Source organism: Bacteroidota bacterium (assembly GCA_005882315.1).
Lineage (GTDB): Bacteria > Bacteroidota > Bacteroidia > Chitinophagales > Chitinophagaceae > VBAR01.
In genome coordinates, this window is the sequence record VBAR01000003.1 from 145,961 (window position 1) to 171,242 (window position 25,282).

Annotated in this window: 25 protein-coding genes; 11 read left to right on the forward strand and 14 right to left on the reverse strand. The window is 38.2% G+C overall.

Annotation, left to right across the window (positions count from 1 at the left end):
* Positions 1-120 precede the first annotated feature (120 nt).
* Positions 121-1,380, forward strand: coding sequence for a T9SS type A sorting domain-containing protein (locus E6H07_14040; protein TMI62535.1), 1,260 nt, complete (start codon positions 121-123; stop codon positions 1,378-1,380).
* A 137-nt stretch (positions 1,381-1,517) separates the two neighbouring features.
* On the opposite strand, the gene lpdA is transcribed toward E6H07_14040, so the two are convergent.
* Positions 1,518-2,921, reverse strand: a complete 1,404-nt coding sequence (lpdA, locus tag E6H07_14045; GenBank protein TMI62536.1) for a dihydrolipoyl dehydrogenase — start codon at positions 2,919-2,921, stop codon at positions 1,518-1,520.
* 186 nt (positions 2,922-3,107) lie between these two features.
* On the opposite strand from lpdA, the gene E6H07_14050 reads away from it, so the two are divergent.
* The 6 genes from E6H07_14050 to rimO all read left to right on the forward strand — a co-directional run bounded on the left by E6H07_14050 (position 3,108) and on the right by rimO (position 8,692).
* Positions 3,108-5,540: a TonB-dependent receptor gene (locus tag E6H07_14050; protein ID TMI62537.1), complete on the forward strand. Its 2,433-nt coding sequence runs from the start codon at positions 3,108-3,110 to the stop codon at positions 5,538-5,540.
* Positions 5,541-5,677: 137 nt separating this feature from the next.
* Positions 5,678-5,914, forward strand: a complete 237-nt coding sequence (gene rpmB / locus E6H07_14055; protein ID TMI62538.1) for a 50S ribosomal protein L28 — start codon at positions 5,678-5,680, stop codon at positions 5,912-5,914.
* Between the two features lie 12 nt (positions 5,915-5,926).
* Positions 5,927-6,109 carry a 50S ribosomal protein L33 gene (rpmG, locus tag E6H07_14060; protein ID TMI62539.1) on the forward strand — a complete coding sequence of 61 codons (183 nt, stop codon included), beginning with the start codon at positions 5,927-5,929 and terminating at the stop codon, positions 6,107-6,109.
* A 23-nt stretch (positions 6,110-6,132) separates the two neighbouring features.
* The gene (locus tag E6H07_14065) at positions 6,133-6,306 is read left to right on the forward strand and encodes a DUF4295 domain-containing protein (GenBank protein ID TMI62540.1); all 174 of its coding nucleotides are present in this window, start codon (positions 6,133-6,135) and stop codon (positions 6,304-6,306) included.
* A gap of 100 nt (positions 6,307-6,406) precedes the next feature.
* Entirely contained in the window at positions 6,407-7,369 is a 963-nt protein-coding gene (gene ftsY / locus E6H07_14070; GenBank protein TMI62541.1) for a signal recognition particle-docking protein FtsY, read from the forward strand.
* Between the two features lie 15 nt (positions 7,370-7,384).
* Positions 7,385-8,692 (forward strand): 30S ribosomal protein S12 methylthiotransferase RimO, encoded by a 1,308-nt coding sequence (gene rimO / locus E6H07_14075; protein ID TMI62542.1) that lies wholly within the window; start codon positions 7,385-7,387, stop codon positions 8,690-8,692.
* A gap of 12 nt (positions 8,693-8,704) precedes the next feature.
* On the opposite strand, the gene E6H07_14080 is transcribed toward rimO, so the two are convergent.
* From E6H07_14080 to E6H07_14090, 3 genes are all read right to left on the reverse strand, one after another.
* Positions 8,705-9,055, reverse strand: a complete 351-nt coding sequence (locus E6H07_14080; GenBank protein ID TMI62543.1) for a DUF2200 domain-containing protein — start codon at positions 9,053-9,055, stop codon at positions 8,705-8,707.
* Between the two features lie 198 nt (positions 9,056-9,253).
* Positions 9,254-9,643, reverse strand: a complete 390-nt coding sequence (locus tag E6H07_14085; protein ID TMI62544.1) for a glyoxalase — start codon at positions 9,641-9,643, stop codon at positions 9,254-9,256.
* A gap of 7 nt (positions 9,644-9,650) precedes the next feature.
* The gene (locus tag E6H07_14090) at positions 9,651-9,893 is read right to left on the reverse strand and encodes a hypothetical protein (GenBank protein ID TMI62545.1); all 243 of its coding nucleotides are present in this window, start codon (positions 9,891-9,893) and stop codon (positions 9,651-9,653) included.
* Positions 9,894-10,100: 207 nt separating this feature from the next.
* On the opposite strand from E6H07_14090, the gene ppk1 reads away from it, so the two are divergent.
* Positions 10,101-12,179, forward strand: coding sequence for a polyphosphate kinase 1 (gene ppk1 / locus E6H07_14095; protein TMI62546.1), 2,079 nt, complete (start codon positions 10,101-10,103; stop codon positions 12,177-12,179).
* A gap of 39 nt (positions 12,180-12,218) precedes the next feature.
* Here ppk1 and E6H07_14100 read toward each other — a convergent pair whose 3' ends face one another.
* The 7 genes from E6H07_14100 to E6H07_14130 form a co-directional block, all read right to left on the reverse strand.
* Positions 12,219-12,797: a DUF1211 domain-containing protein gene (locus E6H07_14100; GenBank protein TMI62547.1), complete on the reverse strand. Its 579-nt coding sequence runs from the start codon at positions 12,795-12,797 to the stop codon at positions 12,219-12,221.
* Positions 12,798-12,842: 45 nt separating this feature from the next.
* Entirely contained in the window at positions 12,843-13,316 is a 474-nt protein-coding gene (locus E6H07_14105; GenBank protein ID TMI63073.1) for a DUF1572 domain-containing protein, read from the reverse strand.
* 315 nt (positions 13,317-13,631) lie between these two features.
* Entirely contained in the window at positions 13,632-13,940 is a 309-nt protein-coding gene (locus tag E6H07_14110) for a hypothetical protein (protein ID TMI62548.1), read from the reverse strand.
* Between the two features lie 32 nt (positions 13,941-13,972).
* Positions 13,973-15,247, reverse strand: coding sequence for a hypothetical protein (locus E6H07_14115; GenBank protein ID TMI62549.1), 1,275 nt, complete (start codon positions 15,245-15,247; stop codon positions 13,973-13,975).
* A gap of 44 nt (positions 15,248-15,291) precedes the next feature.
* A complete protein-coding gene (locus E6H07_14120) occupies positions 15,292-16,383 on the reverse strand; it encodes a hypothetical protein (protein ID TMI62550.1) in 1,092 nt (363 codons plus the stop codon).
* A 118-nt stretch (positions 16,384-16,501) separates the two neighbouring features.
* Entirely contained in the window at positions 16,502-17,173 is a 672-nt protein-coding gene (locus E6H07_14125) for a hypothetical protein (GenBank protein TMI62551.1), read from the reverse strand.
* A 107-nt stretch (positions 17,174-17,280) separates the two neighbouring features.
* Positions 17,281-19,167 carry a gamma-glutamyltransferase family protein gene (locus E6H07_14130; protein TMI62552.1) on the reverse strand — a complete coding sequence of 629 codons (1,887 nt, stop codon included), beginning with the start codon at positions 19,165-19,167 and terminating at the stop codon, positions 17,281-17,283.
* Positions 19,168-19,287: 120 nt separating this feature from the next.
* Here E6H07_14130 and E6H07_14135 point away from each other — a divergent pair, with 120 nt between their 5' ends.
* The 3 genes from E6H07_14135 to E6H07_14145 all read left to right on the forward strand — a co-directional run bounded on the left by E6H07_14135 (position 19,288) and on the right by E6H07_14145 (position 22,997).
* Positions 19,288-20,418, forward strand: coding sequence for a tetratricopeptide repeat protein (locus E6H07_14135; GenBank protein ID TMI62553.1), 1,131 nt, complete (start codon positions 19,288-19,290; stop codon positions 20,416-20,418).
* Between the two features lie 68 nt (positions 20,419-20,486).
* The gene (locus E6H07_14140) at positions 20,487-21,386 is read left to right on the forward strand and encodes a dihydrodipicolinate synthase family protein (protein TMI62554.1); all 900 of its coding nucleotides are present in this window, start codon (positions 20,487-20,489) and stop codon (positions 21,384-21,386) included.
* A 138-nt stretch (positions 21,387-21,524) separates the two neighbouring features.
* Positions 21,525-22,997 (forward strand): aldehyde dehydrogenase (NADP(+)), encoded by a 1,473-nt coding sequence (locus tag E6H07_14145; GenBank protein ID TMI62555.1) that lies wholly within the window; start codon positions 21,525-21,527, stop codon positions 22,995-22,997.
* A 56-nt stretch (positions 22,998-23,053) separates the two neighbouring features.
* On the opposite strand, the gene E6H07_14150 is transcribed toward E6H07_14145, so the two are convergent.
* The 3 genes from E6H07_14150 to E6H07_14160 are packed head-to-tail and all read right to left on the reverse strand — an operon-like array spanning position 23,054 to position 25,218.
* Entirely contained in the window at positions 23,054-24,076 is a 1,023-nt protein-coding gene (locus E6H07_14150; GenBank protein ID TMI62556.1) for a hypothetical protein, read from the reverse strand.
* The gene (locus E6H07_14155) at positions 24,060-24,674 is read right to left on the reverse strand and encodes a hypothetical protein (GenBank protein TMI62557.1); all 615 of its coding nucleotides are present in this window, start codon (positions 24,672-24,674) and stop codon (positions 24,060-24,062) included. Before E6H07_14155 ends, E6H07_14150 begins: the two co-directional genes overlap by 17 nt.
* On the reverse strand, positions 24,664-25,218 hold the full coding sequence (locus E6H07_14160) for a sigma-70 family RNA polymerase sigma factor (GenBank protein ID TMI62558.1): 555 nt from the start codon (positions 25,216-25,218) through the stop codon (positions 24,664-24,666). The genes E6H07_14155 and E6H07_14160 overlap by 11 nt, the downstream gene beginning before the upstream one ends.
* Positions 25,219-25,282: the final 64 nt, after the last annotated feature.

Below are 25,282 nucleotides of genomic sequence, written 5' to 3' on the forward strand. Positions count from 1 at the left end.
TTGAGAATCAAACCATCGTTAATCCTTTCTCACCTTCTTTAGAATCCCTTCCTTTTAATAACCAGATCCTTTACTCCCCTGAAGCCCACGTTCTGATCTGTTACAGTTTTAATTATTAAAATGAAGGGTTTCATTAGCTTGCTTCTATTATTTGGACTCTGCACCCAGATAAACTCACAGAAAAAATGTGAAACGGCTCAATATTATAAAGACGAAATACGCATCAACCCTGATGCGGAAAAGAAATATAAGGCAGTAGAAGAGTTCACTAACCATTATATCAATTCACAGAATAATGATCAGCAGGCAAGAATTGCAGTTTCTTCTGTGATCAAAATACCGGTTGTTGTGCATGTATTGTATCATAATCCAGGCAATAAAATTTCAGATGATCTTATCCGCTCTCAAATTGATGTGCTGAATCAGGATTTCCGACGCAGAAACGCAGATACATCTTTAACTCCCGCCGCTTTTCGAAATGTAGCAGCGGACTGCGAAATAGAATTTTACCTCGCCACATCAGATCCCAGGCAATATTCTACTACAGGCATCATACAGAAATATACACCTATTAAAGATTGGGGAAAAGACAATTATAAAATGATGTCAGATGAAGAATATGGTTCCAGTACATGGGATTCCAAAAGCTATCTTAATATTTGGGTGTGTAATTTGAGTGGCGTCGCAGCTTATTCAACGATTCCGGGATCTGATCCAAAAAAAGATGGAGTTGTTATAGACTTCAGCGCATTTGGAGTAAATAAACAAAACAGCGGATACGATTATGGTAGAACAGTAGTTCACGAGATCGGACATTGGCTCAATTTAATGCATATCTGGGGAGATAGTAATTGTGGTGATGACGGTGTTTCTGACACACCCCCACAAGCTAATTATACGATGGGTTGCCCGACTGAAGTAAGAACTTCCTGTAATAATGGTGCTGCGGGAAATATGTATATGAATTATATGGACTTTACGGATGATGCCTGCATGAATATGTTTACCAAAGGACAAAAAGCAAGGATGCGTTCTTTATTTGCAGCAGGGGGGGCAAGAGAATCAATGCTCAATTCAAAAGGACTAAACCCGCCATTATTTATTTCAAGTCCAACCGAATTGCCTGATCCAAAATGGTTGTTTACAAAAATTTATCCTAATCCCGCTATCGATAAAATGATAATTAATGTTGAACACGATACAAGGTGGATAGGGAAAACGATTAACGTTACAAATATGAACGGAGTGCTGTTAATGAAAATTTTAATAAGTTCTGCCAACCAGGAAGTTAATATCAGCAGTTTGCAAAGCGGTGTTTATATTTTATCTGCTAAAAAAGAAGATGGTGAGATCATCCGTCATAAGTTTTTAAAAATGTAATTGGACCTGAGAGACCAATAGTGAACAGCAGCCCTGCATTTGCGGGGCTGTTTTATTTTGGACAAGAAAAAGTCCGCATTGTTTGCGGACTCATATTATTTGGAACCTGCCTGCCGGCAGGTTTGTTTCTTAAAGTTTTACAAATGTATAGCCTCACCATACGCCACTTCAATTGCATCTTTCACACTTTCACTGATAGTGGGGTGGGGGTGAATACTATTTAATACTTCATGATAGGTAGTTTCTAATTTTCTTGCAGTAACCGTTTCCGCAATTACTTCGGTTACATTATAACCAATCATGTGTGTGCCGAGCCACTCGCCGTATTTAGCATCAAAAATTACTTTGATAAAACCTTCACCATGTCCGGCAGCGGAAGCTTTACCACTTGCACTTAACGGGAACTTACCTACTTTAATATCAAACCCTGCATCCTTAGCTTGTTTTTCCGTATAGCCAACCGATGCAATTTCAGGATAGCAATAAGTACAACCTGGTACATTGCCATAATCTAATGCCTCTGGCTGATGATTGTATTTCTTTTCGTTGTAACCGATATTTTCAATGCAAATAATTCCTTCTTTGCTTGCAACGTGAGCAAGTGCTTGTCCCGGAACACAATCACCAATTGCATAAATACCTGGAATATTGGTTTGATAAAATTTATCAACCATTATTCTTCCTTTATCAGTTTTAATTCCGACTTCTTCCAAACCGATTCCTTCAATATTAGCAGAAACACCAACTGCGCTTAGTAAAACATCTGCTTCCAGTGTCACTTCACCATCTGCCGTTTTTACTTTTGCTTTTACACCGGCACCGGATGTATCAACAGATGTCACTTCGCTATTCAACATTATTGAAATTCCACTCTTTTTAAAATTCTTATCCAGTTCTTTTGAAATTTCTTCGTCTTCAACCGGAACTACTCTTGGCATAAATTCAACGATCGTCACTTTCGATCCCATTGAATTATAGAAATAGCCAAACTCAACACCAATAGCCCCACTGCCTACCACGATCATCGATTTTGGTAATTGAGGTAAAACCATCGCTTCACGGTAACCAATGATTTTTTTACCATCAATCTTCATTGCAGGCAATTCACGACTGCGTCCACCGGTTGCAATGATGATATGTTTGCCTTCAACTGTTTTTTTAGAACCGTCTGCTGCAGTCACTTCAATTTGACCTTTTGCTTTTAATTTGGCGGTACCCATTACCACATCGATCTTATTCTTCTTCATCAGAAACTGCACACCTTTACTCATTTTGTCGGCAACACCGCGGCTCCTTTTTATCACTGCTTCAAAATTGGGAGTGCCAGTGGCTTCAATACCGTAATTTTTTGAATGCTTAATGTCTTCCATTACCTGGGCACTTTTCAACAGTGCTTTTGTTGGGATACAGCCCCAGTTCAAACAAATACCTCCGAGACTTTCTTTCTCTATCACTGCGGTTTTAAAACCTAATTGTGAAGCCCTGATTGCTGCTACATAACCTCCGGGGCCGCTACCAATAACTACTACATCGTATGCCATAATTAAAATGTATTATTTGATTCGTTAATAAGCGATTTGGTAAGGAGGTGCGAAGTTATTTGAAAAGAAGCAAACCGGCAAAATGAACGGACTATGGCATTGTCTCACATTTATCTGCTTATGATACCGTTGAAACAAATTTTAAAAGACACTTCCAAACTTCTGTTATTTTAGCTGATTGTAGCTATGAAAAGTATATTTGGATTTATCCTTTTAACGATCAGTTCTGGTATTTGCTTTGCCCAATCACAGGCAAAGTCAGTTAAAGTCACGGTTGTTAATGAAGCGCAGCAACCTTTAGCCGGAGCCACTGTGCAGCTTTTAAAGATGGATTCTTCAATTGTAAAAGTGCAGGTGTCTGACAAACTTGGGGTGGCCGAATTTGATGATCTTTCAGAAAATAATTACCTGGTACAGGTAAGCTATACTGGATTTACGCATGTTATACTTGATATTAAAAATCTTCAGCAAAAAGAAGAGTCTAGTCATGTCGTTACATTGCAATCAATTGTTGCTGTGCAGAATGAAGTGACAGTAACCGCCAAAAAACCGTTTGTACAATTTGCCCCAGATAAAACTGTCATAAATGTAGATGCAGGTATTACAAATGCTGGTACTTCTATACTGGATGTACTTGAAAAGTCACCGGGAGTAACTGTAGGCCGGGACGGTACTATTAGTATGAAAGGCAAACCCCAGGTAATGGTCCTGATCGATGGAAAACAAACTCAATTAAGCGGCGCAGATTTGCAGACTTATCTTTCCGGTATCAGCGCTTCGCAAATTGACGTGATAGAATTAATTGATAACCCAGGTGCCAAATATGATGCGGCTGGTAATTCAGGTATCATAAACATTAAAACAAAAAAGCTGAGACAAAAAGGTTTTAATGGTTCATTGAGTTTGAGCATTGGCCAGGGTATCTACACAAAATCAAATAACAGTCTTAATCTTAACTACCGTAATGGGAAAATAAATGTATTTCTTAATTATGGTAAAGGACTCGCTACAGAAACGATGAAGATGTACACACTCAGGAAGTACTTTGATCAAAACCGTAACGATTCTTTGCTGCTTCAACAGCCTAATTGGACCAAAAGCGACATAAGGGCTGATAATATAAAAGCAGGACTTGATTTTTTTGTATCGAATAACACTACAATAGGCCTGACATTCACAGGTGCTTATTCAGATAGAACAACCAAAAGCGTAAGTACCATTGATTGGATGACACCGGATTTTGTAATTGATTCCACTATCAATACCTGGGGTACGAGATATAGTAATTTCAAAAGGTCTGGAATTAATGTTTATGCCAATCATACTTTTTCAAATAAAGATGTGCTTTCTGTTGATGTTGATTTTATAGGTTTTGAAATTAAAGCAGGACAGTTTTTTGAAACAAAACTAAGTACACCCGGAAGCATTACGACTGGTACCGAAGGCAATGTGCCTTCATCCCTGGATATTTTTACTGCAAAGCTGGATTATACAAAAAAGGTTAAGAAATATTTGTGGGAGGCTGGTATGAAAACAGCGAATACCAAAACCAATAACCTGGCCGAATATTCATTTTATGATGGCATGAACTGGTATGAAGACCTCAGCAGGAGCAACCACTTTTTATATGATGAGAGGATCAGCGCTGTATACAGCAGTTTAAGTACTGACGTCAAAAAATGGCAATTCCAGGGAGGTCTCCGTTATGAAAATACAAGCTATACTGCCAATCAATTGGGCAATGCGGTAGTAAAGGATTCAATGACACGAAGAAACTACCATAGCCTGTTCCCTACTGCCTTTATCACTTATCATGCGGATTCAAGTAACAATTTAACCTTTCGTTTTGGCAGGAGGATAGATAGGCCACAGTTTCAAAACCTGAACCCGTTTCTCATTACCATCAATAAATATACTTATGAAGGAGGCAATCCTTATATAAGGCCTCAATACACATGGAATTTTGAACTCATACATTCATATAAAAACATAATTTCAACAGGCATCTCATACAGTTATCTGAAAGATTATTTCTCGCAGATATTCGTTATTGACTCAAACGCAAGTAACGTTAATCAAAATGTTATCATTTATACCCGTGGAAATGTAGGAAGTTTTCAAAGTTTCGGAGCGACAGTAACCTTACAACTTCCGGTAACAAAATGGTGGAACTTTACGACTGTTGTGGTTTATACACATAAGATCATTAAAGGCGTAGTATGGGAGCCGATCGAAGCAAGGGTAGACCAGGTAAATATCAGTACTAATAACCAGTTTCCGTTTAAAAAAGGCTGGGCTGGGGAGCTGAGTGGCTATTATCAAAGTAATAGTCAGATCGACTTGCAGGAAAGCCTGACACCGCGGGGCGAAATGGGTTTTGGCATTTCTAAACAAATTATGAAAGGCAAGGGCACCCTGCGACTAAACGTAAGGGATATCTTCTATACCCAGAATTACTCAGGATATTCATTATTTGAGAACTCGGATGAGCCTTTTACAGTAAAATGGGACTCCAGGGTGGTCCGAATTGCCTTCTCCTGGCGGTTTGGTAAAGCAATGAAGGCCATCAAGAGATCGTCTGGCAGTGCTGCTGAAGAAACAGATAGGGTGGGGAATTAAAAGCCATTATTTAAGTAATTGTTTGCCAACAGGCAACAAGCCATGGGTTTTTCACATATGGGTAAAAAAAAATCCAAATCGCATAAAAAAATCTACTGCTTTCCCTTACCTTTGCCGTCCCTTAAAAATCAGAAGTCATGGCTAGAGTATGTCAGGTAACAGGTAAAAAACCAATAGGTGGAAACAAAGTTTCTCACTCAAATATCAAAACAAAACGCCGTTTTCTGCCCAATCTGCAGACAAAACGCTATTACCTGGTTGAAGAAGATAAATGGATCACATTGAAAGTTTCAAGTGAAGCGATCCGCACCATTAACAAGAATGGTCTTTTCAACGTGGTCAAAGAATTAAGAAAACAAGGTCAACACATTTAAATCGAATAGACAATGGCAAAGAAAGGAAACCGTGTACAGGTAATTCTGGAATGTACTGAGCACAAAAACAGTGGTCAGCCTGGTACCAGCCGTTACATTACTGTAAAAAACAAGAAGAACAATCCTGAAAGATTAGAGTTGAAAAAATTCAACTCGATCCTGAAGAAAGTGACTGTTCATAAAGAAATCAAATAACCTGATTTAAAAAATAATTTACTATGGCAAAAGCAGCTAAAACCGCGATTAAGAGCAAAGACCAGAAAGCAGCATCAGATGCAAAAAACTGGACTAAAGTAATCCGTTCTGTACGCAGCCCGAAATCCGGTGCTTATACTTTTAAAGAAGCAATCGTACACAAGGATAAGATCAAAGAATTCCTCGCTCAAAAATAATTTCATGAGGTAGAAAAAATATTAAAAGCTGTCCGCCGTAGGCGGATGGCTTTTGTTTTTAGTTGGAATTTGGTTTTTGTTATTTGTAATTTTCATCATTATGGGTTTTTTAAATAAGCTATTTGGTAAAAAAGAAAAGGAGAGCCTTGACCAGGGTTTGCAAAAAACCAAGGAAGGCTTCTTTGCCAAAATAACAAAAGCAATTGCTGGAAAAAACACTGTTGATGAAGAAGTGTTGGATAACCTGGAAGATGCCCTGGTTAGCTCTGATGTAGGCATTGAAACAACAATCAAGATCATTGAGCGGGTAGAACAAAGGGTAGCAAAGGATAAATATTTTGGAGCTTCAGAACTTAATAGAATTTTACAGGAAGAAATTGAGTTAATGCTCGTTGATGCTCCTGCAGCTAATAGCTATGCCTTTGATTCAGAATTTCCGGCAAAGCCTTATATAATTTTAGTGGTAGGTGTAAATGGTGTTGGTAAAACAACCACGATCGGCAAGCTTGCTTATAATTTCAAAGCGGCAGGAAAAGAAGTATTACTTGGGGCTGCAGATACATTTCGTGCAGCCGCTGTTGATCAACTTACAATATGGAGTGAAAGAGTAGGTGTTCCAATAGTGAAGCAAGCAATGGGTAGTGACCCGGCTGCTGTGGCTTTTGACACAGTTCAAAGTGCGGTAGCAAAAGGTAGTGATGTTGTACTCATTGATACAGCCGGACGTTTACATAATAAAGCCCACCTGATGGATGAACTGGGTAAAATAAAAAGAGTGGTTCAAAAAGTAATTCCGGATGCCCCGCATGAAGTATTACTGGTGCTTGATGGAAGTACGGGTCAAAATGCACTTGAACAAGCAAAACATTTTACAGCAACAACTGATGTTACAGCATTAGCAATAACTAAACTTGATGGCACAGCAAAAGGAGGTGTTGTTCTTGCAATCGCTAATCAATTTAAAATACCTGTAAAATTTATTGGTGTTGGTGAAAAAATGGAAGACCTGCTGGTTTTTGATAAGCATGAGTTTGTGAATAGTTTATTTAATCTTGAAAAATAGGATTGTGTTCTTAGAATGAAAACAAAAAAGCTACATAAAGACAAAGTGAACATCATCACCCTTGGGTGTAGTAAGAATATGGTGGATAGTGAAGTGCTGAGTGGTCAGTTGATGGCCAATGAGATTGATGTAGTGCATGAGAATAAAAAATCTGATCACAATATAGTTGTAGTAAATACATGTGGCTTTATTGAAAAAGCAAAAGAAGAATCTATCAATACTATCCTCGACCAGGTTGAATTAAAAAATCGTGGTAAGCTCGATAAAGTGTATGTGACAGGTTGTTTGAGTCACCGATATAAAGATGAGCTGGAAAAAGAAATACCCGGAGTGGATGCTTTTTTTGGAACAATGGAACTTCCATTGATCTTAAAACAGTTCGATGCAGATTATAAAACTGAACTGCTGGGTGAAAGATTATTAGCTACGCCGCAACATTACGCCTATCTGAAAATTTCAGAGGGCTGTAACCGTACCTGTTCATTCTGTGCTATTCCGCTTATGCGTGGCGGACATGTAAGCAAATCAATTGAAGAAATTGTAAAAGAAGCCGAGGGTTTGGTAAGACGTGGTGTAAAAGAAGTGATGCTGATAGCACAGGAGCTTACTTACTATGGTCTTGATATTTATAAAAAGAGAATGTTGCCGGACCTCTTACATCGCCTGGCTGATGTAAAAGGTTTGGAATGGATCCGTTTGCATTATGCATATCCATCAAAATTTCCATTGGAGATTTTAGATGTGATGCGTGAACGGGAAAATATCTGTAACTATCTCGATATGCCGTTGCAGCATGCTGCAAACAATATGCTGAAAGCAATGAAGCGTCAGATAACAAGAGAAGAAATGGAAGATCTGATTGTTGCAGTAAGAGAAAAAGTTCCTGGTATTTGTTTACGTACGACTTTAATTGCCGGGTTTCCCGGTGAAACGCAGGATGATGTTGATGAACTGAAATTATTTTTACAGAAACAACGTTTCGATCGTGTTGGCATTTTTACATACTCACATGAAGAAGGAACATCTGCTCATGATTTGATTGATGATGTGCCTGCAGATGAGAAGGAGAGAAGGGCACAGGAGATAATGGAAACACAACAGGAAATTTCATTTGAATTGAACCAGGAAAAAGTAGGAAAGGTTTTCAAAACACTTATTGATAAAAAAGAAGCTGGTCGCTATTTAGGCCGTACAGAATTTGATTCGGTGGAAGTAGATAATGAAGTGGTGATTCATTCTTCAAAGAAATTACCCATCGGTGAATTTGTTAATGTGAAGATCACAAAGGCTTTTGACTACGATCTGGAAGGAGAAGTGGTTTAGACCCTTGTCATCTTACTCTCTTAAAATCTTCTCCATTTTCTTTCCTTTTGCCAACTCGTCCACCAACTTATCCATATACCGGATCTGTTGCATGAGTTTGTCTTCGATGTCTTCTACACGGTATCCACAAATTACGCCGGTGATCTTTGAAGCATTTGGATTCATTTTGGGAGCCTCGGCGAAAAAGGTTTTAAGATCACTTTTCTTGTCGATCTGCTTTTGCAATGTTTGCTTGTTGTACCCCGTTAGCCAAAAGATAACAGTTTCCAGCTCAGCCTTTGTGCGTTCCTTTCCCTCTACTTTTTTTATATATAAGGAATAGATACTGGCAAAACTGTACGCAAATACTCTTGTATAATCCATTTTATTTGTTGTTATTTTTTTAGTTGATTTCTTGTAGTCAACCCCAAGTTCTCATTTCAAATTTAATTAAATCCCAACGTATAAATTAGGAAGCATTAAATAATTATGACCTAAAGCAATTGATAGGGGAGGCAATTATACACTTGCTTAATCTTCGGCTGAGTGAAGGCAATGTTATGGGTTGATTTTTATTTGATTTTAACCTTCATACTTGTGAAATTCACTTATTGTCAAATAATATCCGTCTGGATCTTTAATTGAAAATTCCTTTTTCATTGAGTTTGGATTTAAGTGAATATCTTCTTCAATAGGCCAACCTGTTTTTTCAACATTGTGGCGTATAAAATTCATATTCCCTGTCCTGAAATAAATGATTAGCCCATTGCCAGGGGTAATATGTGGGTTTGCCATTGTAGGATGCCCGTGTTCTCCCCATTTGTGAAGACAAATTAAGACCTCATCTTTTTCAGAGATCAAAACATCAAATTCTTTTCCTCCGTGCATGCTTCTGCAATCAAACATTGATTGATACCATTTAGAACTGGCTTCAACATCTTTTACAGCTATTATTGGGTCAATTTTTGTCATCGTTGATTTATGCCTTTGGATTTTGTATGTCCAAAGATTGACGATATTTTACACAACCTTTTATAAATTCCGACCATTCAGGCACAGAAATTTTTGGATCTATTTTTTCAGGCAACAGGGACCAAAGCTCTGGATGGTGCCAACATAATTCCTGGCCAGTGCTGTCCCGATGTTCACGTATTCCTGCTCTCAGTTTTTTTATTTCTTCTATGAGCTGGTCTCTACTCATTTGCTGTATATCTTCATCCATTATTTTAAATTAAAGTAGTTTTTGTTATAGGTTTAAACAATTGTCCATTTTTGCATTGCGCCCAATCTGCTTATTGCCGCAAGTCTTGTTCCAAATTTAATTAATTCCCAAAAGCCGAAATGAACAGGTAATACTATAAATACATTCCGGATTCTTAATCCTCCAATCCCAGACAATCCATTATCTTAGTCAATCTAACCAAAGCATATGGCCGATAACCAATTTACTTTCCTTAACCGTGACCTGAGCTGGCTTAGTTTTAATCATCGTGTGCTGCTGGAAGCAGGTGATGAATCGGTGCCACTATACAGCCGCATCCAGTTTCTATCTATTTTTTCTTCCAATCTCGATGAGTTCTTCCGGGTTCGGATGCCATCAATTTTTGCTTTTACAAGTATTAATGCAAAAAAGACTCCTTTGCGTGAAGAATATCCTGAAGACCTGGTGATGACGGTGAAAAATATGATCCAGAAACAACTGGAGGGTTTTGGAAAAATATTAAAAACACAAATACTACCAGGGCTTGAGCAAAATAATATTCATTTGTATTATGGTGATGCCATCAGGAACGAGCATAAAGAATCCGTGAAGGATTATTTTCTTTCAAAGGTTCTCTCTTTTATACAACCTGTGATCCTGAAAAAAGAAAATCAGCTAAATGTTTTTCTCGAAAATAATTATCTCTATTTTATTGTACATGCAGAAATGTTGAATGAACCGGGTCAGCCGGTTTATGCATTGCTGAATATTCCATCCGACCAATTGCCGCGGTTTTCCGAATTGCAAAAATTGGAGGACACAAACTACCTGCTTTTTTTAGATGATGTGATACGGGAGAATATCACTGAAATATTTTCGGGTTATAAAATTCAGGGTGCCTATAGTGTGAAGCTAACCCGTGACGCAGACTTGAATCTTGAGGATGAATTTGCCGGTGATATTGCAGAGAAGATCGAAAAGCAATTAAGCAAAAGAGATATCGGTTCTGCTACCCGTTTTTTATTTGATGGGCGTATGCCTCCGGAAATAAGAGAGTTTGTAAAAAATTATTTCAAACTGCCGGAAGATGAAATGGTGGAAGGTGGTCGCTATCATAACCTGAAAGACCTGGGAAGCCTCCCGAATCCTGGTGGTAAAAAATTGAGTTATGAAAACTGGCCGGCCATACCACATGCCGGTTTTACGAATGACCGGCCCATTTTTGAAATTATAAAAGATGGCGAAAAGCTTCTTCACCTGCCATACCAATCTTACAATTATATTCTGAGGTTCTTTAATGAAGCAGCAATAGATCCGAAAGTAAAAGAGATCTATGTAACGCTTTACCGGGTAGCTGCCAATTCACATATTGTAAATGCACTTATCAGCGCTGCAAAAAATGGAAAGAAGGTAACAGTGTTTGTTGAATTGAAAGCAAGATTTGATGAAGCCAATAATATCCGCTGGAGTAAAAAGATGAAAACAGCAGGAGTAAAGATCGTGAATTCTATTCCGGGCTTGAAAGTGCATGCAAAGGTTGCATTGATAAGCCGCTATGAAGAAAGCCAACTAGAGCATTACTCTTTGATGGCTACTGGTAATTTTAACGAATCCACCGCTAAATTTTATACAGACCATGTTTTCTTTACCAATAAAAAAGAATTTAGCGATGAGCTGCAGGAGTTATTTTATTACCTGCAGTCAAGATCTCAACCTGGGCAGTATGGGAAAATTAATTTCAAGCACTTGTTGGTTTCCCAATTCAATTTGGTGAAACGCTTCCGTAAAATGATTGACAGGGAAATTGAAAATGCAAAGGCGGGTTTGCCAGCAAATATTATTATTAAAGTAAATAACCTGCAGGAAAGGGAGATGATCGAAAAATTGTATGAAGCAAGCAATGCGGGAGTAAAAATTCAATTAATAGTTCGAAGCATTTGTTGTGTAGCGCCGGGTATTCCCGGACAAAGCGAAAACATAACCATACATAGAATTGTTGACCGCTATCTTGAACATGCAAGAATTTTTATGTTTTATAATAACGGCCAGCCGGAGTTTTATATGGGTAGCGCCGATTGGATGAGTCGTAACCTGTTTAGCCGCATCGAAGTTGTATTTCCTGTTTATGATGAAAAAATGAAAGAAGAGATCAGCAACATACTTCAATTGCAGCTCAGCGATAACAGTAAAGCAGTTTTACTCAAGGCTGATCTAAGCAATGAAAAAATTGATCCGCAAGACAAAGAACCTCTTGCTTCACAGGAAGCTATTTACAATTTTATAAAAGAAAGAAAACACGAGGCCTAATTCGTTTACGTTCCTGTCAACACACCCAGACGTGGCTGGTTATTCTTTTGCTGCTCTTTCAATATTCCTGTCCGGTATCAGCCACATAATGGCAACAAGGAGGATAAGGATACCGCCAGCAAGAGCATTATAAAGTGCTGCAATCATTGCGATCGTGTAAATAATACAGGAGATAGATCCTTTTTTAGACTGCTTTCTAAGCAATTCAAGCAAAGCTTCATTATTCCGGTTACAGGCTTTCATTACCATTAGTAAGATGTAATAAGCAACGCCGCAGAGATTCTCCAGCAATGCATAAACAGCAACTGTTTTTTTCTCAAAATGATTTTCACCCATCCAGCCGGTGGCAAAAGGAATAAGTGATAGCCAGAATAATAAATGCAGGTTTGCCCACAAGATGCTGCCTCTTACTTCTTTTATTGTATGAATGAGATGATGATGATTACCCCAATAAATGCCGAGCATAGTAAAACTTACTATGTAGCTTATGAAAACAGGCCAGAGTTTTAATAAAGCATCCCATGTAGCTTCATGGGGAACTTTTAACTCAAGTACCATGATGGTAATAATAATAGCGATTACACCATCGCTGAACATTTCGAGTCTTGCTTTGTTCATTCTGCGAATTTAAGGAAACTGGATTTGCGGAAGCGGCAATCAGTATTAGTTTTTGTTTGCCTGTAAAAGAATTTTCTTTATAAGAACAATTTGTCCCAGGTGGTAATGCGTATGCTCAATAATGCCATGAAGATTCCTGTGATAGGTCCCGTATTTTTCATCCGAGAAGATTTGGTCAAGCTTGCTATCGGGTAACTGCTCGATCAAGCTGGCAAATTTTTCAGCATCAACCCATGTTTTGTTCAGCAAATTTTCCCAATCTCCTTGTGATTTGATCGGCGGAAGATCAAAACTATATTTATCATGTGCATCCAATGGTTGTCCGTGTAATACTTTCAACACAACGCCTACATAATAGTTCATATGGAAAACCAATACAGCAATCGTATTAAAAGTATAAACCTTTGCTGTGGCTTGTTGCCATGATACATCAGCCAATGTTTCCTTAAGATTTACCGACGTCCAGTTGCCACCGAAATAGACTTCGCGGAAATGTTTGGCTATTTGTACAGATAAAATATTCTTGTTCACACCTTTTTTTGTTTAAAAATTGAAGACAGCCGTTCAATTACAAAAGCGTAAAAAATAATATTTAAAAGTAATCCCAAATAGAAAGTTGCGGATGTTCGGCTGAAAAAATCCCAAAGTAATGTGTGTGTTGGGAAACGAAATATTTTATAGAAGGAGACAAGGATTGAACTGTTTCCCGTTCTTTCATCGAAAGCCCAAGCCCCAAAAAAAGATAATATTGTCAAAAAAACAATAACAAAAAATGAAATTACCAGGGATGCAATATTGATAGGTCGTTTAAGCATCGTTGATGGAATTATATAATTAATCCCGGTATAAAATAGTTATTGATTCTATTTCTTCATGAAAATGCCGGTCAAGAAATCCTAAAAATGAATGCAGCAGTTGCCAGTCATTAGTTTCAGTTGATCTCATTTTCAATTCAAAAATTGAAATATCATTATTTGCTTTATGATAATCAATTTGCCCACTATAGCTAACATGTTTCCATCGGTTAGGCTTAACCCTATGAAGAGTTCCCCTGTTCTTCTTTCTTAGTTCAATCTCTTTTCTCCTCATCAGGGTGTAAAGATTTTCACTACCCGGTTTTGAGACAACTTGTACGATTCTCATAATTGTAATTTTAAATTAATTAAAATCAACTCTTACTCATTCTTTATTACTTCACCGTCTTTCATTACAAAATGAACTTTCTTAATTGCATCTATATCCTCTGCAGGATTATTTTTAAGTGCAATAATATCTGCCCGATAATTTTTTTCTAAAACGCCCCTGCTTTTATCTGTTCCCAATAATTCAGCAGCATAAATAGTCATGGTTTGTAAAATATAGGAGGGAGGTATTCCTGCGGCTTTCCAGTTTTTTAAAATCTCCAGGTTAGATTCAACCCTGTTTTTCCCTGGCAGATCAATAATAACGTCTGTGCCAAAAGCCATCTTAGTTCCAATTTTATAGGCCCGCTTAAGACGATCAACTATACGATCTGATATTCCTTTTGCTGATGAAGAATCAATTCCATAAGCATAAAAATTATTAAACGTAAGATCTGTTCCAACTAAAAAAGTTCCTTTATCTTTCATCAGTTGCAATAAACTGTCTTCTAAAAAAAGTCCATGCTCAATAGCATCAGCACCACCCATAATAACATTTCTCGCTGCTTCGCCTTCAAAAACATGACATGTTAATTTCAAACCTGCCCGGTGAGCTTCATTGGCCGCTGTCCGGATATTTTCTTCAGTATAAAAATATCGCTGATCACCCTGCACAATTTTAATAGTATTTGCTCCAAAATAGATGTTCTTACGGATAGCTTTGATTATTTCATCATCAGTATCAGCATCCAAATATTCAAATCGCCAGAGACCTTCATTTTCGGGATTAATACCATTTGTTTGCCCGCCATAAGGAGCAATGATCTTGCCGGAATAAAAAATAGTCGGCCCTTTTACCCAACCTTCTCTTATTGCTTTTATTACATCAGCAGTAGCATAGTTAGCATCATTGCCAATATCTTTTATAGTGGTAAACCCACTTTTTAGCAACAGCTCTGCATTATGTGCTCCCCGTAATGATCTGAAACCAGAACTTTCACGGATATAGGCGTCTTCCATTCCATTAAACTTTCTATGTGGATAGTTAGAAGTTATATGAACATGGCAATCCATAAGTCCCGGTAATACCCATGAGTTGGAGAGATCGATTACGTTGTCATTTTTTTCATATTTTAAATTTGAACCGGTTTGTAGTATTCTGCCCTGCTTGATAATTATGATTTGATTATCTAAAAACTTTCCAGTTCTGGAATCAAATAAATGACCTGCTTTTATAACTGTATTCTGTGCCTGGCTAAACAAACTCATTATTATAAATGCCAGAGTAAAAGCAGTTGGTCGTATTATTTTGTTTAATAGTCTTTTCATTTGGTTTAAAAATTATTTTATAGAATGTTATGCCCGGTGAGGTTTCATCTTCCGAACGCTTCACCTATGCGAAACGTAATACTGTAGTCGCCTTTACCCACAGCCCCATCAATACCAATATTTACTTTTTCTTTAGGTAGCATTTTGAAACGAATACCAGCGCCTACTCCGGGAAGTATATCATTATCGGGAATGTCGGAAAGTTTTTCCACTGCACTGGCAACGCCAGCAAAGGCTACCAAACCCCAGCGTTTATAAAAATTCCAGCGATATTCTGCCTGCAAGGTATATACCTGGTCATTCCGGTATTGTCCTTGTGAATATCCACGAATGTCGTCGCTACCTACTACAGTTTGTCCTTCAAAAGGCACATCACCAGTAGCGATGTTGAGGCTGGCCCGCAAGGCTAGTATTTTCTTATCATCTTTTTTGTTAAGCTTAATGAATTGATTGTACGTAAGTAAATATCTTTCAAATTCATAATCGCTACCGGCCCAGCTTCTGTAAAACTGATTTTTGAAATTGAGGAAGATTCCTCGTGTAGGATTTTGAACATGGTCCCGCGTATCGTTGGAGATAATATAACCGATATTGTTCAGGGTGCTTTTGCTTACTGAATCTTTTCCAGACACATCCGGGAAACCAAAGGTGGTGGTTGATTTTATAAATGAGGTTGTAGGACCGAAGTATAAACGTTTAAAAATATTGCGTTGTACTTGTAATACCAGGAGGTTTGCTTTTGATGAATAGTCATAAAAATTACCTGTTGAAGCAGCAGGTTCTTCCAGGTAGAATTGGAAGTTAATATCCATGGTACCTGCCGCTGCCGTTACACGCCAGCGATCCTTAGCAAAATAGAGTTTCGAGAAACCTAATACTATATAGCTTTTCTGCCCGGTGTACATACCAAAGATGCCGGTGTTGGAAGAAGGGGAGATGGTATCCTTATTATTTAGTTTATAGTATTTAGATACAAGTGCTCCCACAATAATGCCCTGGGTACGGTTATAATTGATCATGGGAATGGCTGCAATACTGCGTTCCTTTTTCTTTTTGACCGCTGTGTCTGAAGACTGGCCATCCACGAAAACAAATGCAAAGAGCAATAAGAAAAGAAGGGTTATGGTTTTTGGCATTATAAAAATTTAGTTTGACATCTTGTTTATGACATACCAACAACCGAAGTTAAAGAAGTTTTGGTTGTTGGTAGTCGGCGTAATGCCTTGTTAGCGGTAGATTTTTGATTTCATCCTTTCACAATTTTGAGAACATATTTGCCGTTCCTTTTTTGTTAGCTTTTCCAAGTCTTAAATATTTCCTATCAAACTTAAAAGGGATTAGAGTTTCAATACTTTCAATATAATTCCAAAATTCTGTGTCAGGTTGTAAAAAAGGGAAGCATAAACTTGGGCTTACACAATTACTTCCTGTCAGCCAAATTAGTAAACTTGATGCATATTGTTGATTAGGCAATTCGGTTCTCGTATTTGTGTCAATAAGTTTAAAGTCATAAGAGATTATGAGTTCTATTGGCCCTAAATTATATTTCGGTAATGGTTGAAGTTCACTTATAAATTTTATTGCTTTGTCTAAATCTTTAGCGGTCAATTGCCAAGTTGTTTTTGTCTGTCGAAGCGGTGTATTTGCAGGATACAAATAACCAATTGGTTCAGTCGTCCCTGTTCCAAAAACATCTTGGATCTTTTTTAATAGTTGTTCGGCTGGATATGGCTTTTCTCCATGGTCTTCGTCAGCAGTAAAGCCTGTCAAATAAATACTGTTAGGATTTTTCAAGTCAGCATTTGTACAAGTCGTCAAAAAACGTTGAACATTAGCCCAAACTTTTTCAATTTTCCCACCGGTCAATGCTTGAGTTGTCCTGCTAATTGGCAATGTGTAAATAATATATGGTCTTTCTGCAATCATTTGAGTGGTCTTGTATAATTACCGCTAACTTTTGCTTTACGTAAGTCCTTGTTCAAAATTAATTTGATTAGCAAAAAGATATTGGAACAAATTTTTTTATAAATGTGCTACCATCCAATCCCATAATCCTCTCCATTGTTAGAACTGCCTCCCCAAAAACTTCCATGCTTCCAGTCAAAATAGATTGCATTGATAGGACCGCTTGTTCGGTTGCCTGTTTGTACTTTGTATCCCATCTTTATTAATTCATTCTTCACATCATCTTTTGTTATACTGCCAACCAAAATTTCGCCGGGATGTGGTTTTCGTTCACTTGTTTTTGTGCCACCCAATGAGAGCCACAGCTGATTTGAATTGATATTAGCCGCTTCACATGCTTGTTGAATGGTCATTCCAAATTCAACAACATTTAAAAAGCATTGCAACAGATTTTGATCCTGTGTATCGCCACCTTGTACAGCCCAACTCATAAAAGGCTTACCGTCTTTTAACGCAAGCGTTGGAGTTAATGTTACTCTTGGTCTTTTACCGGGTTCAACAACATTGAATGGATTGTAAGAAGGGTCTAACACAAAACTTTGAAAACGCTGGCTCATACCTACACCGGTTTTACCAGCAATACATGCAGGCAACCAGCCACCACTTGGTGTAATTGAAACAACCCATCCATCTTTATCTGCCGCTTCAACAGATGTAGTACCTCTCCACATTCTGTCCATATACTCATTATCATTAAATGCAACTGTTGAATCGTGTGCAGGAACAAAATTCCGGTTGCCATCTGCTGAAGGCGCATTTAATTTTTTTATAAGATCAGTATAAGGATTTGTTTTTCCTTCAAAAGGGTAGGGGTCACCGGGCCCAACATTCGGATCATTCATTGTCCAGTTTATTTGTCCAGCTCTTTGCTTTGCATATTCTTTACTCAGCAAACCTTTCATTGGTTCTTCAGGAGCAAAATAAGGATCGCCATAATAGAAATCACGATCGGCAAATGTGAGGTTCATTGTCTGGTAAATGGTATGCATATATTTTGCACTGTTATATCCCATTGCTTTCAGGTCAAAATTTTCAAGAATATTTAATGACTGCAAAAGCATCGGGCCTTGTGTCCATTGCTGCAGCTTGTATACATCAATGCCTTTATAATTTACATGCATCGGTTCTTCTTCAATAGGTTTCCATTTTGCGAGATCTTCCATCGTTATCAATCCACCCTGTTCCTGGCAGCCACGTACAAATTCTTTTGCGATATCGCCTTTGTAAAACCTGTTATAGGCCGCCATGATCGCATCTTTGCGGCTCTTCTTTTGTTTGAGAGCATTTGTTTCAGCATCTATCATTTTCTTAAGCGTTTCCAGCAGATCTTTTTGTACAAAAATTTCTCCGGGTTCAGGTGCTTCTCTTTTCTCACCGAGATGCGGATAGAAAACTGCTTTACTGTACGGCCATTGTTTTAGCCATGTTTTATTCCTACTCGATTCCATTGAGTTTGCAGTTTGCGCATCTATCGGGTAGCCAGCCGCCAGATCCATTGCGGGTGTCAGCACTTCTTTTAAACTCATAGTTCCATAGTTGGCCAGCATATAACACAAACCTCCAACAGTACCGGGAGTAACTGCGGCAAGCGGTCCGTATTCAGGAGGAAATTCATAACCCTTGCTTTTATAAAATTCAGGAGTGGCACCGGTTGGTGCAACGCCCAATGCATTTATAGCAATTACTTTTTTTGTCTTGGGATTATAAATGAGAGCCTGCGTTTCGCCGCCCCAGCTTAATACATCCCACATAGTGCAGGTAGCTGCAAGCATGGCACAGGCTGCATCTACAGCATTCCCACCTTTTTGAAAAACGATCGAACCGGCTGTTGCTGCTAAAGGTTTTCCTGTAATAGCCATCCAGTTTTTTCCATGAAGCGGTGGCTTTTGAGTTGCCTGTGCAAAGATCCCTAATACTGTAACAATCAGTATTACAGTTATAATAAGTTTTTTCATGCTTTAATTTTGTGGTTACCAAATATACTTAAGCCGCGAGTGCAGCGTTTAAAATATTTAATGAAATTTATCAACCTTTTAATTTAAAAAAGCATCATTAGTTTTGCAAAAACTTAGTTTATGAAGCCCCACCACCTTTTAGCCATCTTTACATTTATCATTCCTGTTATATCCTTTTCGCAAACTGCGGAAGATCTTTATGACGAGGGTAGACAGCTCAAGGACGAAAAAAAATCTGCAGAAGCTATTAAAAAATTTCAAGCGGCCTTAGACCTGAAGCCGGGATATACAGAAGCACGGTACGAAATGGGCTGGTGTCTGAATGATACCAAGGATTATACCAAAGCCATTTCTACTCTCAGGATGGCAAGAGTTGGTTGGCCCGCTGTTCCTAAAGTATGGTTCGAGCTGGGTTATGCATTTGAAAAAACCAATCAGAACGATTCGGCTGTTGTCTGCTATAATAAATGCATTTCACTGAAACCTGATTATTCGCTTGCCTATAAACAGCTTGGTTATATTGATTATATAAATGAGAATTATACTTCAGCGCTGGAGCGTTTAAAAAAGTTTGCTGAGTTGAAAAATGGAACCGTAGAGGATTACCTGTTTTGGTACAGGAAAGGCTTTATGGAAAATGCAGCAAAGGATTACAATGCTTCAAAGGTTTCTTTGAATAATTCTGTGAAGTACAAAACTGATTATATCAATACCTGGCTTGAATTGGGTTTTGCATGTAAAAACCTGAAAGAAAATGATGAGGCAATTAGTTATTATAATGAAGCAATGAAAATTGATCCTAAAAGTCATATTCCATACAATGGTATTGGTGAGGTTTACAGGGATAATTATAAGGATATGACCAAGGCAATGGAATGGTACCAAAAGTCATTAGGTGTAAAAAAAGATGAACGTAAAGCCTGCTTTGGCATGGGTTATTGTTATAATAACTTAGAAAAATACAATGAGGCTATTCCATATCTTAAAAAAGCAATTGAACAGGAATCAACTTATACGGCTGCTTATACCGAGTTAGGGTATAGTTATTATATGTTGAAAAACAATTCAGATGCTCTTATTAACCTGAATAAATCCATTTCGCTTAATCCGAACGGTGCAAACCCTTATTACTATGCCGCATTGGTATATATTCAACTAAAGGATAAAGCAAAGGCACAGGAAATGGTAAATGGGTATAAGCGGGCAGGTAAAGATGCCACTTCGATCCAGCAAAAGGTTGATGCTTTGTAAATCGCATTAATTATACAGATAATTCTCTCCTTATAAATTTCAGCCCTTAGATTTGCTGAAATTTTTTTATGCAATTTGAATGGAAAGGTGTTTTCCCGGCACTGCTTACACCGTTTACAGCCCACGACGAACTGGATCTTCCTATGTTTGAAAAAAACCTGCAGGCACAACTGGATGCGGGAATACATGGAGTAATAATCGGCGGCACTTTAGGTGAGGCAAGTACATTAATAGCTGAAGAAAAAGAACAACTCGTTAAATGCGGAGTTAAATTCCTTGCAGGAAGAATTCCCGTGATCATGAATATTGCAGAATGTACAACAAAAGATGCGGTACAACAGGCAGCAAATGCTAAAGCATGGGGAGCTGATGGTATTATGCTATTGCCCCCGATGCGTTATAAAAGTGATGACAGGGAAACCGTAACTTATTTTAAAACTGTTGCCAACTCTACTGATCTGCCAATTCTTATTTATAATAATCCTGTTGATTATAAAATCGAAGTGACGTTGGATATGTTTGCAGAGTTGATCGAATGTAAAAATATAACAGCCGTAAAAGAAAGTACAAGGGATGTAACGAATGTAACCAGATTAAAAAACCGTTTTGGTGATCGTTTAAAAGTTTTATGTGGTGTAGATACTGTTACATTAGAAGAATTATGCGCCGGTGCTGATGGGTTGGTGGCCGGGTTGGTAGATGCATTTCCGAAAGAAACCGTGACGATCTATAACCTGGTAAAAGCTGGAAAGATTGCAGAAGCAACAAAGATCTATCGCTGGTTTATGCCTTTGCTGGAACTCGATATTCATCCTAAGTTGGTACAGTATATAAAAATGGCAGCTACGCAAACAGGAATAGGAAGTGAATTTGTAAGGGCGCCAAGATTGCGGATAGAAGGTGAAGAAAGGGAACGAATTTTGAAGATCATTAATGATGGGATAGCAACAAGGCCGGTCTTGAAATGATTTATTGCTGGGCTTTAGCCCATTCAAACATAAATAGATTATTTACCCCAGCCTTAAGGCTGGGGTAAATGAACATAAGACCAGGTTACCGGGCTTTAGCCCATATTCTGAAATCGGTTTATACCTAATCAGTAAAACATGTTTAAAGACACATCACTTTCAGAAATAGATAGCATCATGCAAAAAGCATGGACTGCATTTCATGTTTATCGTAAAATGAGTTTGAAACGCAGAGCAGGTTTTATGCGTGCCATTGCTGTTGAGCTAGAAGCCTGTGGCGATGAATTGATACAGGTTGCCATGAGTGAAACGAATTTACCTGAAGCAAGATTGAGAGGAGAAAGAGGAAGAACAATTTTTCAATTAAACCAATATGCCGCTGCATGCGAAAATGGTGAATGGCTTGAAGCAAGAATAGATACTGCAATACCTGATAAGAATCCACCCAAACCCGATATAAGAAAAATGCTTGTGCCGCTTGGCCCGGTTGTAGTTTTTGGGGCAAGCAATTTTCCATTTGCCTATTCAACCGCTGGTGGCGATACAGCCTGTGCCTTTGCTGCGGGTTGTCCTGTTATAATAAAAGCACATCCTGCTCATGCACAAACATCGCAGCTAGTTGCTGATGCAATAATGAAAGCCGCTGCTAAATGCAGTATGCCCGATGGGATATTTGGACATGTACACGGCGCATCTTTTGAAGTCGGCAAAGCATTAGTTACACATACAAATACAAAAGCAGTTGGCTTCACCGGTTCTTACCTTGGAGGGAAGCAATTATTTGATTGGGCTAATCAACGTAAAGAACCTATTCCTGTTTTTGCAGAAATGGGAAGTGTGAATCCTGTTTTTTTATTTCCTGAAAAATTAAAAGAGGCTTCTGCTGATATTGCAAAAATGTATGCTGGTTCCATTACATTAGGAGTTGGACAGTTTTGTACAAATCCCGGGTTAATTATCGGGATAGAAAATGAAGCGTTGAGATCATTTACACATGACCTGGGAAAAGCTATTCAACAGGTTGCTCCGGGGCCAATGCTGCATACAGGAATTGTAAAAGCATATAAAGAGAAAAAGGAAATGGCTTTGCTGCAGGAAGAAGTCCATCTTGTTGCAGAATCAGAAACAGCAGTAAAAGAAAATGAAGGGTTGCCAACTATTGCTACTGCAAGTGGGCAGGCGTTTTTAAATAATCCTGTTTTACACCAGGAAGTATTCGGGCCCTATTCGTTGATCATTCGCTGCAAAGACATGAATGAAATGATTGATGTGGCCAGGTATCTTGAAGGACAACTTACTTCAACTTTAATGGCAACAGATAATGATATTAAGAATAATGATGAACTGGTTGAAGCGATAAAAAATATCTGTGGTCGTTTTATTCTTAATAGCGTACCGACAGGAGTGGAGGTTTGTTTAAGCATGCATCATGGCGGGCCGTTCCCTGCTACAACCGATTCAAGATTTACATCTGTTGGTGCAGATGGTATCAAACGTTTTGCAAGACCGATCTGTTATCAAAACTGGCCTGACAATCTCTTACCTGATGAATTAAAGAATGAAAACCCTTTAGGTATCTGGAGAATGCTGAATAGCGAATTGAAGAAATAACTAATTAAAAAAGGCTGTCTCATTGAGGCAGCCTTTTTTAATTGGCAAAAGAATTGTCAGATAACCTTCGATTTACTTTTATTTTTTCCTTTCTCATGCTCGGTCAACTCGGCTTCAGTTGCATCACCTAAAATGATGTTACCAAAACTTGATCTGATATCAATCTTTGAGGAGCCTGAGCCGGATTTACCTTCATAGGTCTTTTCTGAATCCGGTCCGTAACGATCAGGTTCATCTGTTCTTTTTATTTCAGCGTTGGTTTTGTTTTTAAATGATCCAAAACTGGTTTTAATATTATAGCTGGCTGAAAAATTAGCAGCTGGTTTCAGGTTAATGGTGCTATATGATTCTTTCATTGAAAATGATGTCAGGTCGCTAGCTAAACCGATACGGCTTGCACTGCAAAACTCAATATTCACTTTACTGCTTCCACTCATATTTCCCACATTGATCTTTGAAAATTTGAAAGTTGTATTGGCATTATTGATACTCTTGATATCTGCTTTGCCAAACTCTACATGTACTTTTTCAGATTTTGGTAAACTACCGGCAGTTAATGAACCAAATTTACTTACGAGTGATACAGTGCCGGTATAATCGGGTATTTTAATATCGCCAAACGAATTTTCAATATTCAACGAAGTTCCTGCCGGTAACTGCACCGTATAGTTTATCGACATTGAACTATTACAGTTCTTACAGTTGTAGCCTTCATTGTCATTTTTATTTGTGGTGGTTTTGAATTTTACCTGGTTGCCGCTTTTGCTGTCAGTCACATCAATATTGCTGAATATTTTTTCTGCATGCTCTTTATCCGTAGAACTTGCTTCGATATGGATGTCCACTTTTATTTCACTGCCCCCGGTCGTTACGATCACATTACCGAAGCTGTTATCAATATTCAATGTATTACCCGATGCCGGGTATGTTTTTGAAATATTTCTTTCTTTGAAATGCTCATATCTTTTTTTCTCTTTTTTCTTATCCTGGTCGTCTTGCTGGGCCAGCAATGGCACTACAGCGAACATCAGCATAATAATTAATACAGGCACTAAGAACCCGTTAAATAGTTTTTTCATCTTTTTGATTTTGATTTTGAGTGTTTTTATTTCCTTTAATGTCTTTAATGATCAGCAATTGACGGCCGAGTAATTCCGCCTGCAGTTGCAGATTCTGGATCATGGCCTTGATGAGCACATCCCTGTTAGGAGTATGTTCAGCTTGATTTTTTAAAGCGATGAAAGAGCTGTCAAGTACTTTCAGGTCTTCTTCAAACTGTTTGTAGAGTGAAGGTTGATTGGTTGTTGCTTTTTTCAGTTCTTCCTGTTGCGTTTCAATCGTCTCGTTAAACCTTTTGAACTGAACGGCATATTCCGGAGCTATGCCGTCAAGTTCTTCAGGCTTTGCAGAATCAGGTCTGTTTTCAGTACCTATTCCTGCAGTTGGGGTTTCATGGCTATTCTTCTCTTTTATATAAATAAAATAAACAGAAGTCAATGCGATAAACAACACGGCAGCCGCTGCGCTCCATTTAAGAACATCATTCATGGAAAAACGTTTGGCTTCTTTCTTCACAGGGATCGTTTGTTCGATCTTGTCCCATACTTTTTCAGAAGGCTGTTCGGTATCAAAGTCCTTCCTGTTTTGCTGAATAAATCTTTCAAAATTATTGTTCATGTGCAGCACGTATTTTTAAAAGCGTTATTAATTTTTGTTTGCCCCTGATATACTGGCTTCTTACAGTTGAATGAGCCAATCCCAATGTTTCAGCTATTTCTTCATGATCATATCCTTCAAAAAGCGAAAGCGATAAAACCGTTCTGTATCCGTCGGGCAGTTCCTTTATACTTGCTTTGATCGTATCTACTGTATACCAGATCGTTTCTTCTTCTCCTGTATCCGGCATATCACCGGTATTTTCCATATCTAAAAAACTGATCCTTTTCTTCTTTAAAAAATTGATGCTCTTATAAACAACTATCTGTTTTAACCAGGCCCCGAAAGTTGATTTGTTTTCAAAACTTTTCAACTGGAGGAAGGCATCTGTAAATGCTTCCTGCAAAATATCTTCTGCATCGGCTGCCGAGTTCACTATTCGAAGAGCTGTGTTATACATTGCTTTTGAATAGCGGTCGTATAACAGGCGATAGGCTGATACATCCCCATCGAGGCAGCGCCTTACAAGCAACTCAGCGGAATTTATGACAGCGGTTAGAGACAGAAAAGTTGGTTTTATATAAAGTAAAGCAAGTTGAGAAAATGTTGCATGGCAGGCTCAACTATTT

Bases quoted from the DNA above. Each gene is read 5' to 3' on its own strand.
- E6H07_14040 (TMI62535.1), top strand. From the start codon at position 121: ATGAAGGGTTTCATTAGCTTGCTTCTATTATTTGGACTCTGCACCCAG.
- lpdA (TMI62536.1), bottom strand. From the start codon at position 2,921: ATGGCATACGATGTAGTAGTTATTGGTAGCGGCCCCGGAGGTTATGTA.
- E6H07_14050 (TMI62537.1), top strand. From the start codon at position 3,108: ATGAAAAGTATATTTGGATTTATCCTTTTAACGATCAGTTCTGGTATT.
- rpmB (TMI62538.1), top strand. From the start codon at position 5,678: ATGGCTAGAGTATGTCAGGTAACAGGTAAAAAACCAATAGGTGGAAAC.
- rpmG (TMI62539.1), top strand. From the start codon at position 5,927: ATGGCAAAGAAAGGAAACCGTGTACAGGTAATTCTGGAATGTACTGAG.
- E6H07_14065 (TMI62540.1), top strand. From the start codon at position 6,133: ATGGCAAAAGCAGCTAAAACCGCGATTAAGAGCAAAGACCAGAAAGCA.
- ftsY (TMI62541.1), top strand. From the start codon at position 6,407: ATGGGTTTTTTAAATAAGCTATTTGGTAAAAAAGAAAAGGAGAGCCTT.
- rimO (TMI62542.1), top strand. From the start codon at position 7,385: ATGAAAACAAAAAAGCTACATAAAGACAAAGTGAACATCATCACCCTT.
- E6H07_14080 (TMI62543.1), bottom strand. From the start codon at position 9,055: ATGGATTATACAAGAGTATTTGCGTACAGTTTTGCCAGTATCTATTCC.
- E6H07_14085 (TMI62544.1), bottom strand. From the start codon at position 9,643: ATGACAAAAATTGACCCAATAATAGCTGTAAAAGATGTTGAAGCCAGT.
- E6H07_14090 (TMI62545.1), bottom strand. From the start codon at position 9,893: ATGGATGAAGATATACAGCAAATGAGTAGAGACCAGCTCATAGAAGAA.
- ppk1 (TMI62546.1), top strand. From the start codon at position 10,101: ATGGCCGATAACCAATTTACTTTCCTTAACCGTGACCTGAGCTGGCTT.
- E6H07_14100 (TMI62547.1), bottom strand. From the start codon at position 12,797: ATGAACAAAGCAAGACTCGAAATGTTCAGCGATGGTGTAATCGCTATT.
- E6H07_14110 (TMI62548.1), bottom strand. From the start codon at position 13,940: ATGAGAATCGTACAAGTTGTCTCAAAACCGGGTAGTGAAAATCTTTAC.
- E6H07_14115 (TMI62549.1), bottom strand. From the start codon at position 15,247: ATGAAAAGACTATTAAACAAAATAATACGACCAACTGCTTTTACTCTG.
- E6H07_14120 (TMI62550.1), bottom strand. From the start codon at position 16,383: ATGCCAAAAACCATAACCCTTCTTTTCTTATTGCTCTTTGCATTTGTT.
- E6H07_14125 (TMI62551.1), bottom strand. From the start codon at position 17,173: ATGATTGCAGAAAGACCATATATTATTTACACATTGCCAATTAGCAGG.
- E6H07_14130 (TMI62552.1), bottom strand. From the start codon at position 19,167: ATGAAAAAACTTATTATAACTGTAATACTGATTGTTACAGTATTAGGG.
- E6H07_14135 (TMI62553.1), top strand. From the start codon at position 19,288: ATGAAGCCCCACCACCTTTTAGCCATCTTTACATTTATCATTCCTGTT.
- E6H07_14140 (TMI62554.1), top strand. From the start codon at position 20,487: ATGCAATTTGAATGGAAAGGTGTTTTCCCGGCACTGCTTACACCGTTT.
- E6H07_14145 (TMI62555.1), top strand. From the start codon at position 21,525: ATGTTTAAAGACACATCACTTTCAGAAATAGATAGCATCATGCAAAAA.
- E6H07_14150 (TMI62556.1), bottom strand. From the start codon at position 24,076: ATGAAAAAACTATTTAACGGGTTCTTAGTGCCTGTATTAATTATTATG.
- E6H07_14155 (TMI62557.1), bottom strand. From the start codon at position 24,674: ATGAACAATAATTTTGAAAGATTTATTCAGCAAAACAGGAAGGACTTT.